Origin of the sequence: Streptomyces sp. NPDC047072 (assembly GCF_040643855.1) — a bacterium.
In the GTDB taxonomy this organism is placed as follows: domain Bacteria; phylum Actinomycetota; class Actinomycetes; order Streptomycetales; family Streptomycetaceae; genus Streptomyces.
The window spans coordinates 1-11,852 of record NZ_JBEYVC010000116.1 but is presented as its reverse complement, the minus strand read 5'-3'; the positions used below and the strand labels follow the sequence as shown (position 1 = coordinate 11,852).

Sequence of the window (11,852 nt, the reverse complement as noted above, 5' to 3'; positions counted from 1 at the left end):
CAGTTTTCGACCAAGATCCACTTCTTTTCCGTCTTCGCTGCACCGTGTTTCCAACGCGTCCCGCTCGCACCGACTTCATGGCCGGTTCCCGTTAGCAGGCGTGTTTGGCCGGTTCGTATCGGCCGTTCATATGAAGGCCGGTCGCCGGTTCTTCACACGTTTGCGAAGGGGGATGGAAAGCGTGACCGCAGCCGTCACACACGAGCCACAGCCCACCGGAGGGCGGCCGGGCGGGCCCTTGATCGTCACGGAGGACGAGGCGCTCCTCGACGATCTGCTGCGCCTGTGCGCCGCCGCCGGCGCGACACCCGAGGTGCACCACGGAGTGCCGGAGCAGAGAGGCGGCTGGGAGGCGGCCCCGCTCGTCCTGGTCGGCGACGACGCCGCCCACCGGGTGCGCGGAGCCGCCCGCCGACGCGGAGTGGTGCTCGTGGGCCGGGACCAGGACGACTCCGGGGTGTGGAAACGCGCGGTCGAGATCGGCGCCGACCACGTCCTGATGCTCCCCGACGGTGAGCAGTGGCTCGTCGACCGCATTGCCGACGTCGCCGAGGGTGTCGGACGGCCCGCCCTCACCGTCGGCGTCATCGGCGGCCGCGGCGGGGCCGGAGCCTCCACGCTCGCGTGCGCCCTCGCCGTCACCTCCGCGCGTGAGGGCCTGCGCACCCTCCTCGTGGACGCCGATCCGCTGGGCGGCGGACTCGACGTACTCCTCGGCGGCGAGAGCGCCGAGGGACTGCGCTGGCCCGCGTTCGCCGCCTCGCGCGGACGGGTCGGCGGCGGCGCCCTGGAGGAGTCGCTGCCCGAACTGCACTCGCTGCGGGTCCTGAGCTGGGACCGAGGAGACCGCATCGCGGTGCCGCCCCAGGCCGTCCGGGCGGTCCTGGCCGCGGCGCGCCGCCGGGGCGGCACGGTCGTCGTCGACCTGCCCCGGCGCTTCGACGACGGCGTCGCCGAGATCCTCTCCCAGCTCGACCTCGCGATTCTCGTGGTCCCGGCCGAACTGCGCGCCGTCGCCGCGGCCGGCCGGATGGCCTCCGCCGTCGGGATGCTCGTGCGCGACCTGCGGGTGGTCGTCCGCGGCCCCTACGAGCCCGGTCTCGACGACGAGGAGGTGGCGCGGCTGCTCGGTCTGCCCCACGCGGGCGAGATGCCGGTCGAGTCCGCGCTCCTGCGGCCCCAGGGCCGCCGGAACCCACCCGGATCCGCCGAGCGGGGGCCGCTCGCTCGCTTCTGCAAGGAGTTCTGGGAGCGGGCACTGACACAGGAGGGCGCGACATGAGCGCGTTCGCCGGACTCGAAAGAGACGTGTCGCCGGGGCTGCTGGACGGCGTACGGCAGTGGCTGGCCGAGAGCGGGGCCGAACCGACGCCCGCGCGCGTGGCCCAGGCGCTCCGGGAGCAGGGGCGGGTCCTCGGCGACGCCGAAGTCCTCGGCGCGGCCGAGCGGTTGCGGTCCGAGCTCGTCGGCAGCGGGCCCCTGGAGCCGCTGCTCGCCGACCCTTCGGTGACCGACGTCCTGGTCTCGGCCGCCGACCGGGTCTGGGTCGACCGGGGCGGCGGGCTCGAACTGACCGACGTCTCCTTCCCGGACGCGGCCGCGGTACGACGGCTCGCGCAGCGGCTGGCCGCGGTCGCCGGGCGGCGCCTGGACGACGCGCGGCCCTGGGCGGACGCCCGGCTGCCGGACGGGACCCGGCTGCACGCGGTGCTGCCCCCGGTCGCCGTCGGGTGCGCCTGTCTGTCGCTGCGGGTCGTACGGCCGCGGGCGTTCACGCTGGACGAACTGGTGGCGGCGGGCACCGTGCCACCGGGCGGGGACCGGGTGTTGCGGGCGCTGTTGGAGGCGCGGCTGTCTTTCCTGATCAGCGGCGGTACGGGAACCGGCAAGACGACGTTGTTGAGCGCGCTGCTGGGGCTCGTCGGCCCGGGCGAGCGGATCGTGCTCGCGGAGGACTCGGCGGAGCTCAGACCGGACCATCCGCACGTCGTACGGCTGGAGACGCGCCCCGCCAACCAGGAGGGCGCGGGGCTGGTGACCCTTGAAGACCTGGTCCGGCAGGCGCTGCGGATGCGGCCGGACCGGTTGGTGGTCGGTGAGGTCCGCGGGCCTGAAGTCGTGCATCTCTTGGCCGCCTTGAACACAGGCCATGAGGGCGGCTGCGGAACCGTGCACGCGAATGCGGCTGCCGATGTCCCGGCACGTCTGGAGGCGCTCGGTACGGCCGCCGGGCTCGACCGGGCCGCCCTGCACAGCCAGGTCGCGGCCGCGTTGTCCGTCGTCCTCCACCTCGTCCGCGATCGCACCGGCCGGCGTCGGATCGCCGAGGTGCGTGTGCTGGAACGGGACGCCTCGGGGCTGGTGAGGACGGTGCCGGCGCTGCGGTGGGGCGCGGAGGCGTTCGTGTACGAGCGCGGGTGGGAGCGCTTGCGCGGGGTGCTCGGGGATGCGTTGCGCGGTGGCGTGGAGGGGGATCAGGGGCCTTTCGGGGGCCTGTCCCGGGATGCCGAGCGAGTGGAGGTGCGATGAGCGGGACGGGTGAGATGCCGGTGGGGTTCATGGGGGCGGCCGTGGTGTGTGCCGGGCTCGCGGTGTGGCTGCTGGGCGGTCGGCGTTCAGGGGCGCGGCGGGCGCAGTTGTTGCTCACGGGCGGCGGGGTGGTGGGGGTCGGACCACCGGCCTGGCGACAGCTGGCGGGCGAGGTCAGGCGGATGCGCGGTCGGCTGGGGTTCGAGTGGTGGGCGGCCGGCATCGGTCTGGTGGTCGCGGTGCTGGGTGTTTCGGTCCTGCCGGTCGTCGCGGGGGCGGCCGGGGTGCCGTTGCTGCGGCGGGTGCGGCTGGCCCGGGACGCGCGCCGGGCGCGTGAGCGACGGGCCGACGCGGTGATCACACTGTGCGCGGCGATCGCCGGGGAGGTGCGGGCGGGACGGCAGCCAGGGGAGGCGCTGGCGCTGGCTGTGCGGGACTTCGGCGCGGTGAACGCGGGGGAGCGGGGTGTCGGTGGGCCGGGTGGTGGTGCGGGCCGCGGTGGGATGGGTTCCGGTGGGTTCGGGGACACGCAGGCCGTGGTTCTGGCGGCGGCCCGGTTCGGCGGGGATGTGCCGGGAGCGCTCGCGGCCGCGGCACGGCGGGCGGGGGCCGAGGGGCTGCTCGGGCTCGCCGCGTGCTGGCGGGTGGCCGTGGACCAGGGGGCAGGACTCGCGGCCGGACTGGACCGGCTCGAAGGGGCCCTGCGCGCCGAGCGCGACCAACGGGCGGATCTACGGGCCCAGTTGGCGGGGGCGCGGTCCACGGCGATGATGCTCGCCGCGTTGCCGGTCCTGGGGCTGGTCCTCGGTACCGCGCTCGGCGCCGCCCCCTTGACGGTCCTGCTGCACTCCGGTGCGGGGCTCGCCTGTCTGCTGATCGGCGGTCTGCTGGAGGTCGTCGGGATGTGGTGGGCGACGCGGATCGTACGGGGAGCTGAGGCGGCATGAACGGGGAGGTCGTCCACAGGTTGGGGACGGTCGTCCTGGCGGCCCTCGGTATCGCGTGGCTCGTGCGGCGGGCCGTGTCGGTGCGGCGCAAGCGAAGACTGCGACGTCGGCTGGGCGAACTGCTGGCCGTCGTGGAGGCCACGGGCGGGCGCCCGGGTCCCGGGACACGAGACGTCGTACGGCGGTGGCTGCCGGTCGTGGGCGTGGGATGCGCCGCGTGGGTCCTGGTCGGTGGTGTCGCCGGCGCCGTGGCCGGGGTGCTCGTCGCGGTGGGGGTGTGGCGGTGGCGGCTTCGGCAGCCGACTGGTACGGACGCCGAGGAGGCCGACGCACGGGAGGCGGCCCGGCAACTGCCGCTCGCCGCCGATCTGCTGGCCGCGTGCGTCGCGGCGGGTGCCGGTCCGGTGATCGCCGCGCAGGCCGTCGGGGAGGCGCTGGGTGGTCCCGTCGGCGAGGCCCTGGCGCGCGGTGCGGCGGAGGTGCGGCTCGGCAGCGCGCCGGGTGAGGCCTGGCGCAGGCTCGCCTCGATTCCGGGAGCCGGAGCGCTGGCGCGGCTGCTGGAGCGGGCCGACGTCTCCGGGCTTCCCGCGGCCGGGCCGGCCGCGGGGCTCGCGGCGGACGCCCGCGCGAACTGGGGGCGCGCCGCGACGGAACGGGCACGGCGGGCGGCCGTCCTGGTCACCGCGCCGGTGGGGCTGTGTTTCCTGCCCGCGTTCATCGCGATCGGCGTGCTGCCCATCCTGATTGGCCTCGCGGGCGGGGTGCTGGGAGGGGGTGGGCCGATGGCGGGACGGTGACGAGCGGACGGCGAGAGATGTGTGGACGGCGAGATGTGGACTACGGAACTGATCCTTACGGGGGCTGAGATGTACGAGGCGGTACGGGCGCGGCTGTGCGCCCTGGTGTGCAAGGTGATGTGCGGGGCGCGGGCGTCGCGTCGGGACGATGGAATGGTCACCTCGGAATACGCGATGGGAATTGTCGCGGCAGTGGGGTTCGCGCTGGTGCTCTACAAGGTGGTGACGAGCGGGGAGGTCACCGCGGCACTCCAGGGCATCGTGAAGCGGGCGCTCGATGCGCAGGCGTGAACGCGGTGCGGGGGACGGGGGGTTCGTGACGGCGGAGGCGGCCATGGTGCTGCCCGTGCTGGTGATGGTCGCGATGGCGCTGGTGTGGGGGCTGCTCGTGATGGCGGCGCAGATCCAGTGCGTGGACGCGGCCAGGACGGGGGCGCGGGTGGCGGCCCGCCAGGATCCGGTCGAGGCGGTGGTCCGGGTGACGCGGGAAACGGCCCCGCGCGACGCCGAGGTGACACTCACGCGCGAGGGCGACCGGGTCCGCGTGGCGGTCGTGGCCCGGCCGCCGGTACTGCACGGCCTGCCGTTCGAGGTACGGGAGGAGGCCGTGGCGTTGGCGGAGGAGAGTGTGGGGGCGACGGGATGAGGGGCGGTGAGGGGGCTTCTCGGGCCGATCGGGGGCGGGGAGGGGATCGTGGGGCTGACGGAGCGTCTGGGGCTGCTCTGGCGGCTGCCGTTCCCCCCGCTCTCGCGGCGGACGCCTCCTCGGCTCCGGCGACGGCCTCCCCGGCTCCGGTGGTTGCCGCTGGGGCCTCCCCGGCTCCCGCTGCTCCTTCTCTCGCGGCTGCCGTTCCCCCCGCTCCTGCCGCCGGCGCCCCTCGCGGTGGTGATCGTGGGTCCGCCAGCGTGTGGAGTGTCGGGGTGATCGCTGTGCTGTGCCTCGTGTTCGGGGTGGTGCTCGCGTTGGGGCAGGCCGTCGTCGTCCGGCATCGTGCCGCCGGGGGTGCGGATCTGGCCGCGCTCGCGGCGGCGGATCACTGGGCCGACGGCGGGGACGTGGCGTGCGCCCGGGCCGAGGAGGTTGCGCGGGCGCAGGGGACGCGGCTCGTGCGGTGCGTGATGGTCGGGGAGATCTCCGACGTGACGGCGTCCTCGGGAAGAGCCCCGTTCACGGCGGAGGTCAGGTCCCGGGCGGGCCCTGCGGTGCCGGGGTCGCCTGCGGTACCGGCGCCTGTTCCGGGGCCGGGGCCGGGGGCAGGGCTGGAGCTGCGGTCGGGCCAGGCGTCACCTGCGATTCCGGCGCCTGTTCCCGGGCCGGTCCCACCTTCGGGGCCTGGTCCCGTCGTCCCGGATCTCCGGTGAGCGCTGGCCGAGACCCCAGTCCCGCCACCGCCGCGCTCTCTCCCGGCGCCCCCTTCAACAACACCGTGAGCAACCGCACCGCCCCCCTCTTGTGCAGCGGGTCGTTGCCGTTGCCGCACTTGGGGGACTGGATGCAGGACGGGCAGCCGGCGTCGCACTCGCAGGAGGCGATGGCCTCGCGGGTGGCCGTGAGCCAGGCGCGGGCCGTGTGGAAGGCGCGTTCCGCGAAGCCCGCGCCGCCCGGATGGCCGTCGTAGACGAAGACCGTGGGGAGGAGCGTGTCGGGGTGGAGGGGGATGGAGACCCCGCCGATGTCCCAGCGGTCGCAGGTCGCGAAGAGCGGGAGGAGGCCGATGGAGGCGTGTTCGGCGGCGTGCAGGGCGCCGCCGAGGATCTCGGGGTTGATCCGGGCCTCGTCGAGCTGGTCCTCGGTGACGGTCCACCAGACCGCGCGGGTGCGCAGGGTGCGGGGAGGGAGGTCGAGTTTCGTCTCGCCGAGCACCTCACCGGTGATCAGGCGTCTGCGGAGGAAGGAGACCACCTGGTTGGTGACCTCGACCGAGCCGTAGCACAACCTGCCGTCGCCCCAGGGGACTTCGACGTCCGTCTCCAGGACGGCGATGGCGGTCGTGTCCCTGGCCACCGTCGAGTAGGACGGATTCGCCTCCTGGACCAGGGCGACCGAGTCCTCCAGGTCCAGGGAGCGGACGAGATACGTGCGGCCCTGGTGGAGGTGGACCGCGCCCTCGTGGACCGTCGTGTGGGCGGCGCCCGCGTCGACCGTACCGAGGAGGCGGCCCGTGCCGTCCTCGACGATCTGGACCGGGCTGCCGCCCCCGCCGCGGATGTCGGTGAGGTCGGCGGCCCGCTCCCGACGGGTCCAGTGCCAGGCCTTCGTACGGCGGCGCAGCAGCTTCGCGGACTCCAGCTGGGGGAGCAGCTCCTCGCAGGCGGGGCCGAAGAGGTCCAGGTCCTCGTCCGTCAGGGGGAGTTCGGCGGCGGCCGCGCAGAGGTGGGGCGCCAGGACGTACGGGTTGTCGGGGTCGAGGACCGTGGACTCCACCGGCTGGTCGAAGAGGGCCTCGGGGTGGTGGACGAGGAAGGTGTCCAGGGGGTCGTCGCGGGCGACCAGGACGGCGAGGGCGCCCTGGCCGGCGCGTCCGGCGCGGCCCGCCTGCTGCCACAGGGACGCGCGCGTGCCGGGGTAGCCGGAGATCAGGACGGCGTCCAACCCGGAGACGTCGATGCCGAGTTCGAGGGCTGTGGTGGCTGCCAGGCCGAGCAACTCTCCCGAGTGGAGGGCCTGTTCCAGGGCGCGGCGTTCCTCCGGGAGATAGCCGCCGCGGTAGGCGGCCACGCGGCGGGCCAGGGAGCGGTCGACCTCGGCCAGCCGCTCCTGGGCGATCACGGAGATGAGTTCGGCGCCGCGCCGGGAGCGGACGAAGGCCACCGAGCGCACGCCCTGCACGGCGAGGTCGGTCAGCAGGTCGGCGGTCTCGGCGGTGGCGGTGCGGCGGACGGGGGCGCCCTTCTCGCCCTGCAACTCCGTCAGGGGCGGCTCCCAGAGGGCGAACACCAGCTCGCCGCGCGGGGAGGCGTCGTCGGCCACCTCGACCACCGGGAGGCCCGTCAGGCGGCGGGCGGCGACCGCGGGCTCGGCGGCGGTCGCGGAGGCCAGCAGGAAGACCGGGGAGGCGCCGTAGCGGGCGCACAGGCGGCGCAGACGCCGTAGGACCTGGGCGACGTGGGAGCCGAACACGCCCCGGTAGGTGTGGCACTCGTCGATGACGACGTACTGGAGAGCCTTCAGGAAGGAGGACCAGCGGGCGTGGGACGGGAGTATCCCGCGGTGCAGCATGTCCGGGTTGGTCAGGACGTAGTTGGCGTACTGGCGGACCCACTCGCGTTCCTCGAACGGCGTGTCGCCGTCGTAGACCGCAGGTCGGACAGAATTGCCCAGCGGTTGTGAAAGTTCCTTCACCGATCGGCGCTGGTCGGCCGCGAGGGCCTTCGTGGGCGCCAGGTAGAGCGCGGTGGCGCCACGGCCGTTGGGGGCCTCGGAGCCGTACAGGAGCCGCGAGAGGACCGGTACGAGATACGCCAGGGACTTGCCGGAAGCGGTGCCGGTGGCGACGACCACCGAATCGCCGTCCAGGGCGTGCTCGGCGGCCAGTGCCTGGTGGGCCCAGGGGTGCTCGATGCCACAGGCCTGGACCGCCGCGATCACCTCCGAACGAATCCGGTCAGGCCAGACGGCATGGCGGCCCTCGCGCGGGGGCAAGTGCTCCGTATGAGTGATGCGCGCAGCCCGGCTCGGCCCGGCGGCGAGCCGGTGCAGGACCGTGCTCGGCGTGGGGCGGGAGCCGGGGTCCGTCGAGGGTCGATCGGATCGGTGATTCTTGGCCATCGGCACCGAGTGTGTCACTGGCGTGACGGACAATGGGACCAAGGCGTCGTGCACGCCTGCCGGTAAGTGATTGAATGCCATCGCGGCTGGCGAACCGTCCTGGGGGCTTCAAGCCGAGGTGTCCCGAGGGGCGACCGCTCGATAGCAAGGTGCTGGAGGATCCGTGGACCTGTCCCTGTCGACCGAGACCGTCGGCGATCGCACGATCGTCAGGGTCGGTGGCGAAATCGACGTATATACCGCGCCCAAGCTGCGCGAGCAGCTGGTCGAGCTGGTGAACGACGGCAGTTTCCACCTTGTCGTCGACATGGAGGGCGTGGACTTCCTCGACTCCACCGGACTCGGCGTGCTGGTCGGCGGCCTGAAGCGGGTGCGTGCCCATGAGGGCTCGCTGCGCCTGGTCTGCAACCAGGAGCGCATTCTCAAGATCTTCCGCATCACCGGCCTCACCAAGGTGTTCCCGATCCACACCTCGGTCGAGGAAGCGGTGGCGGCGACCGACTGACCCGTTTCCCGGGCCCCGTGCCCGGGACGGTGCAGGACGTCGAAGAAACAAGGGAGGGGGTTCGGGCTTTCGGCGGCCCGGTCCCCCCGACAGCACGCCCGTAGTTCCGAGGGGGATGCATGGCCACCGTTGAACTCCGTTTCAGCGCGCTGCCCGAGCACGTCAGGACCGCCCGACTGGTGGCGGCAGCGGTGGCGCGCAGGGCCGGAGTGGACGAGGCCGTTCTCGACGAGGTCAGACTCGCCGTCGGCGAGGCCTGCACCCGTGCCGTCGGACTGCACCAGAGCGGCGGCATCACCGCGCCGGTCAAGGTGCTGCTGATCGAGGAGGAGAAGCAGTTCTCCATCGAGGTCGGCGACGAGGCGCCGCGTTCGGCCCCGGGCGACCGGGCTCCCGGCGCCGCGGGCGAGGACCCCGATGCCGAGACCGAGGAGGACGAGATGGGCCTCGCGGTCATCAGTGGCCTCGTCGACGACGTCGAGGTCACCGCAGGGGAGCACGGCGGCCAGATCCGTATGACCTGGCCGACCACACCGCCGGCCGCGGTACTCCCCTGACACACCCGTTCTCTGCACCGAAGGGCCCTACCCGTTAGGGCCCTTCGGCATGTCAGGGGGGCATTTCTGTGCCTACAGTGGTCTGTGCAATGCATTTCGTGAAGCAATTCACGATCAAGTAATTGGATCACAATGCCTTCGGGGCGTTACTGCTTTCAGGTTCCGTCAAGACCGATTCCGTTTACCGCGCCCTGTTTTGATCAGGGCGGGGTACCTACAATCCGTCCACATCTTGAGCTCAGCCCAAGCGTCAAGGAGGACGAATGGCGGGGCTTTCTACCCCTGATCAGTTGGACCACCCCACAATCCTCGCGGCCGCCGTGCTCACCGACGGCAACCGGGTGCTGATCGCGGTCATCGCGGTCGTCGCCCTGGCGGCGCTAGTGGTGGCGGGCGTCCTGGTGCGCCAGGTGCTCGCCGCCGGCGAGGGCACCGACAGCATGAAAAAGATCGCGGCGGCGGTCCAGGAAGGCGCGAACGCCTATCTGGCACGGCAGTTGCGCACGCTCGGCGTATTCGCCGTGGTCGTGTTCTTCCTGCTCATGCTGCTGCCCGCGGACGACTGGAATCAGCGCGCAGGCCGATCCGTGTTCTTCTTGATCGGCGCGGCGTTCTCGGCGGCCACCGGCTATATCGGCATGTGGCTCGCCGTGCGCAGTAATGTGCGCGTGGCCGCGGCCGCACGGGAAGCGACCCCGGCGGAGGGTGAGCCGGAAAAGGATCTCACCGCCGTCTCGCACAAAGCAATGAAGATCGCATTCCGTACGGGCGGCGTCGTCGGCATGTTCACGGTGGGGCTCGGTCTGCTGGGCGCCTCCTGCGTGGTGCTGGTGTACGCGGCCGACGCGCCGAAGGTCCTGGAGGGCTTCGGTCTCGGCGCGGCGCTCATCGCGATGTTCATGAGGGTCGGCGGCGGCATCTTCACCAAGGCCGCCGACGTCGGCGCCGACCTGGTCGGCAAGGTCGAACAGGGCATTCCGGAGGACGACCCGCGCAATGCCGCGACCATCGCCGACAACGTGGGCGACAACGTCGGCGACTGCGCGGGCATGGCGGCCGACCTCTTCGAGTCGTACGCCGTGACCCTGGTCGCCGCGCTGATCCTCGGCAAGGCGGCCTTCGGCGACTCCGGGCTCGCCTTCCCGCTGCTCGTCCCGGCGATCGGCGTGATCACCGCGATGATCGGCATCTTCGCGGTCGCTCCGCGGCGTACCGACCGCAGCGGGATGAGCGCCATCAACCGCGGGTTCTTCATCTCCGCGGTGATCTCGCTGGTGCTCGTGGCGATCGCGGTCTTCGTCTACCTGCCCGGCAAGTACGCCGACCTCGACGGGATCACCGACACGGCGATCTCCGGCAAGGACGGCGATCCGAGGATCCTCGCCCTGGTCGCCGTAGCCATCGGCATCCTGCTGGCCGCCGTCATCCAGCAGCTGACCGGCTACTTCACCGAGACCAACCGCCGTCCGGTCCAGGACATCGGCAAGACCTCGCTCACGGGGCCCGCCACCGTCGTCCTCGCCGGTATCTCGATCGGTCTCGAGTCGGCCGTCTACACCGCCCTGCTGATCGGTCTCGGTGTCTACGGTGCCTTCCTGCTCGGCGGTACGTCGATCATGCTGGCGCTGTTCGCGGTGGCACTGGCCGGCACCGGTCTGCTCACCACGGTCGGTGTGATCGTCGCCATGGACACCTTCGGGCCGGTCTCCGACAACGCCCAGGGCATCGCCGAGATGTCCGGCGACGTCGAGGGCGCGGGCGCGCAGGTGCTCACCAACCTGGACGCCGTCGGCAACACCACCAAGGCCATCACCAAGGGCATCGCCATCGCGACCGCCGTCCTCGCGGCGTCGGCGCTCTTCGGGTCGTACCGTGACGCGATCACGACCGGCGCGCAGGACGTCGGCGAGAAGCTCAGCGGGTCCGGTGCGCCGATGAGCCTGATGATGGACATCTCGCAGCCCAACAACCTCGTCGGTCTCATCGCGGGCGCGGCGGTCGTCTTCCTCTTCTCGGGGCTGGCGATCAACGCGGTGTCGCGGTCGGCGGGGTCGGTGGTCTACGAGGTGCGGCGGCAGTTCCGCGAGCACCCCGGGATCATGGACTACAGCGAGGAGCCGGAGTACGGCAAGGTCGTCGACATCTGCACCCGGGATGCCCTGCGCGAGCTCGCCACGCCCGGACTGCTCGCCGTGACCGCGCCCATCTTCATCGGGTTCACCCTCGGGGTCGGCGCCCTCGGCGCGTTCCTCGCGGGCGCGATCGGGGCGGGCACCCTCATGGCGGTCTTCCTGGCCAACTCGGGCGGTGCCTGGGACAACGCCAAGAAGCTCGTCGAGGACGGCCACCACGGCGGCAAGGGCAGCGAGGCCCATGCCGCGACGGTGATCGGCGACACCGTCGGCGACCCCTTCAAGGACACCGCCGGTCCCGCGATCAACCCGCTGCTGAAGGTCATGAACCTGGTGGCGCTGCTGATCGCCCCCGCGGTGATCAAGTTCAGTTACGGCGACGACAAGAGCATCGGCGTAAGGATCTTCGTCGCGGTGCTCGCGTTCCTCGTGATCGCGGGCGCGGTCTTCGTCTCCAAGCGGCGCGGGATCGCCGTGGGTGACGAAGACAACGCCGGGAAGGCGGCGAAGTCGGCCGATCCGGCGGTGGTTTCGTAGACCTCCTTACGAGGCCCAGCTCAAGGGGCGGGCGGACGGCGCGGGTTGACGCGCCGGCCGCCGCACTCGCGCGGGTGCG

At 72.5% G+C, this 11,852-nt stretch carries 10 protein-coding genes and 1 pseudogene; 10 read left to right on the top strand and 1 reads right to left on the bottom strand.

Annotation, left to right across the window (positions count from 1 at the left end):
* Window positions 1-172 precede the first annotated feature (172 nt).
* From ssd to ABZ896_RS35615, 7 genes and pseudogenes are all read left to right on the top strand, one after another.
* Window positions 173-1,282 carry a septum site-determining protein Ssd gene (gene ssd, locus ABZ896_RS35645; RefSeq protein ID WP_360938346.1) on the top strand — a complete coding sequence of 370 codons (1,110 nt, stop codon included), beginning with the start codon at window positions 173-175 and terminating at the stop codon, window positions 1,280-1,282.
* Window positions 1,279-2,529, top strand: a complete 1,251-nt coding sequence (locus ABZ896_RS35640; protein WP_360938343.1) for a TadA family conjugal transfer-associated ATPase — start codon at window positions 1,279-1,281, stop codon at window positions 2,527-2,529. The genes ssd and ABZ896_RS35640 overlap by 4 nt, the downstream gene beginning before the upstream one ends.
* Window positions 2,526-3,476 carry a type II secretion system F family protein gene (locus tag ABZ896_RS35635; RefSeq protein ID WP_360938340.1) on the top strand — a complete coding sequence of 317 codons (951 nt, stop codon included), beginning with the start codon at window positions 2,526-2,528 and terminating at the stop codon, window positions 3,474-3,476. The genes ABZ896_RS35640 and ABZ896_RS35635 overlap by 4 nt, the downstream gene beginning before the upstream one ends.
* Window positions 3,473-4,273 (top strand): type II secretion system F family protein, encoded by an 801-nt coding sequence (locus tag ABZ896_RS35630; RefSeq protein ID WP_360938337.1) that lies wholly within the window; start codon window positions 3,473-3,475, stop codon window positions 4,271-4,273. Before ABZ896_RS35635 ends, ABZ896_RS35630 begins: the two co-directional genes overlap by 4 nt.
* Window positions 4,274-4,342: 69 nt before the next feature.
* Window positions 4,343-4,564, top strand: coding sequence for a DUF4244 domain-containing protein (locus ABZ896_RS35625; protein WP_360938399.1), 222 nt, complete (start codon window positions 4,343-4,345; stop codon window positions 4,562-4,564).
* Window positions 4,551-4,919 carry a TadE family protein gene (locus tag ABZ896_RS35620; protein ID WP_360938334.1) on the top strand — a complete coding sequence of 123 codons (369 nt, stop codon included), beginning with the start codon at window positions 4,551-4,553 and terminating at the stop codon, window positions 4,917-4,919. Before ABZ896_RS35625 ends, ABZ896_RS35620 begins: the two co-directional genes overlap by 14 nt.
* Window positions 4,920-5,179: 260 nt before the next feature.
* A pseudogene (locus tag ABZ896_RS35615) lies at window positions 5,180-5,482 on the top strand (Rv3654c family TadE-like protein); the annotation flags it as partial.
* On the opposite strand, the gene ABZ896_RS35610 reads toward ABZ896_RS35615, so the two are convergent.
* Window positions 5,454-8,123 (bottom strand): DEAD/DEAH box helicase, encoded by a 2,670-nt coding sequence (locus ABZ896_RS35610; RefSeq protein ID WP_360938331.1) that lies wholly within the window; start codon window positions 8,121-8,123, stop codon window positions 5,454-5,456. The pseudogene ABZ896_RS35615 and the gene ABZ896_RS35610 overlap by 29 nt on opposite strands.
* Window positions 8,124-8,205: 82 nt before the next feature.
* Between ABZ896_RS35610 and bldG the strand changes: the two genes are divergently transcribed.
* From bldG to ABZ896_RS35595, 3 genes are all read left to right on the top strand, one after another.
* Entirely contained in the window at window positions 8,206-8,547 is a 342-nt protein-coding gene (gene bldG / locus ABZ896_RS35605) for an anti-sigma factor antagonist BldG (RefSeq protein WP_006132569.1), read from the top strand.
* A 119-nt stretch (window positions 8,548-8,666) separates the two neighbouring features.
* On the top strand, window positions 8,667-9,104 hold the full coding sequence (locus tag ABZ896_RS35600; protein WP_360938327.1) for an ATP-binding protein: 438 nt from the start codon (window positions 8,667-8,669) through the stop codon (window positions 9,102-9,104).
* Window positions 9,105-9,367: 263 nt separating this feature from the next.
* Window positions 9,368-11,773 carry a sodium-translocating pyrophosphatase gene (locus tag ABZ896_RS35595; RefSeq protein ID WP_360938324.1) on the top strand — a complete coding sequence of 802 codons (2,406 nt, stop codon included), beginning with the start codon at window positions 9,368-9,370 and terminating at the stop codon, window positions 11,771-11,773.
* Window positions 11,774-11,852: the final 79 nt, after the last annotated feature.

Coding starts and splice junctions, on each gene's coding strand:
- ABZ896_RS35625 (WP_360938399.1), top strand. CDS start 4,343: ATGTACGAGGCGGTACGGGCGCGGCTGTGCGCCCTGGTGTGCAAGGTG.
- ssd (WP_360938346.1), top strand. CDS start 173: ATGGAAAGCGTGACCGCAGCCGTCACACACGAGCCACAGCCCACCGGA.
- ABZ896_RS35640 (WP_360938343.1), top strand. CDS start 1,279: ATGAGCGCGTTCGCCGGACTCGAAAGAGACGTGTCGCCGGGGCTGCTG.
- ABZ896_RS35610 (WP_360938331.1), bottom strand. CDS start 8,123: ATGGCATTCAATCACTTACCGGCAGGCGTGCACGACGCCTTGGTCCCA.
- ABZ896_RS35600 (WP_360938327.1), top strand. CDS start 8,667: ATGGCCACCGTTGAACTCCGTTTCAGCGCGCTGCCCGAGCACGTCAGG.
- ABZ896_RS35635 (WP_360938340.1), top strand. CDS start 2,526: ATGAGCGGGACGGGTGAGATGCCGGTGGGGTTCATGGGGGCGGCCGTG.
- ABZ896_RS35620 (WP_360938334.1), top strand. CDS start 4,551: ATGCGCAGGCGTGAACGCGGTGCGGGGGACGGGGGGTTCGTGACGGCG.
- ABZ896_RS35595 (WP_360938324.1), top strand. CDS start 9,368: ATGGCGGGGCTTTCTACCCCTGATCAGTTGGACCACCCCACAATCCTC.
- ABZ896_RS35630 (WP_360938337.1), top strand. CDS start 3,473: ATGAACGGGGAGGTCGTCCACAGGTTGGGGACGGTCGTCCTGGCGGCC.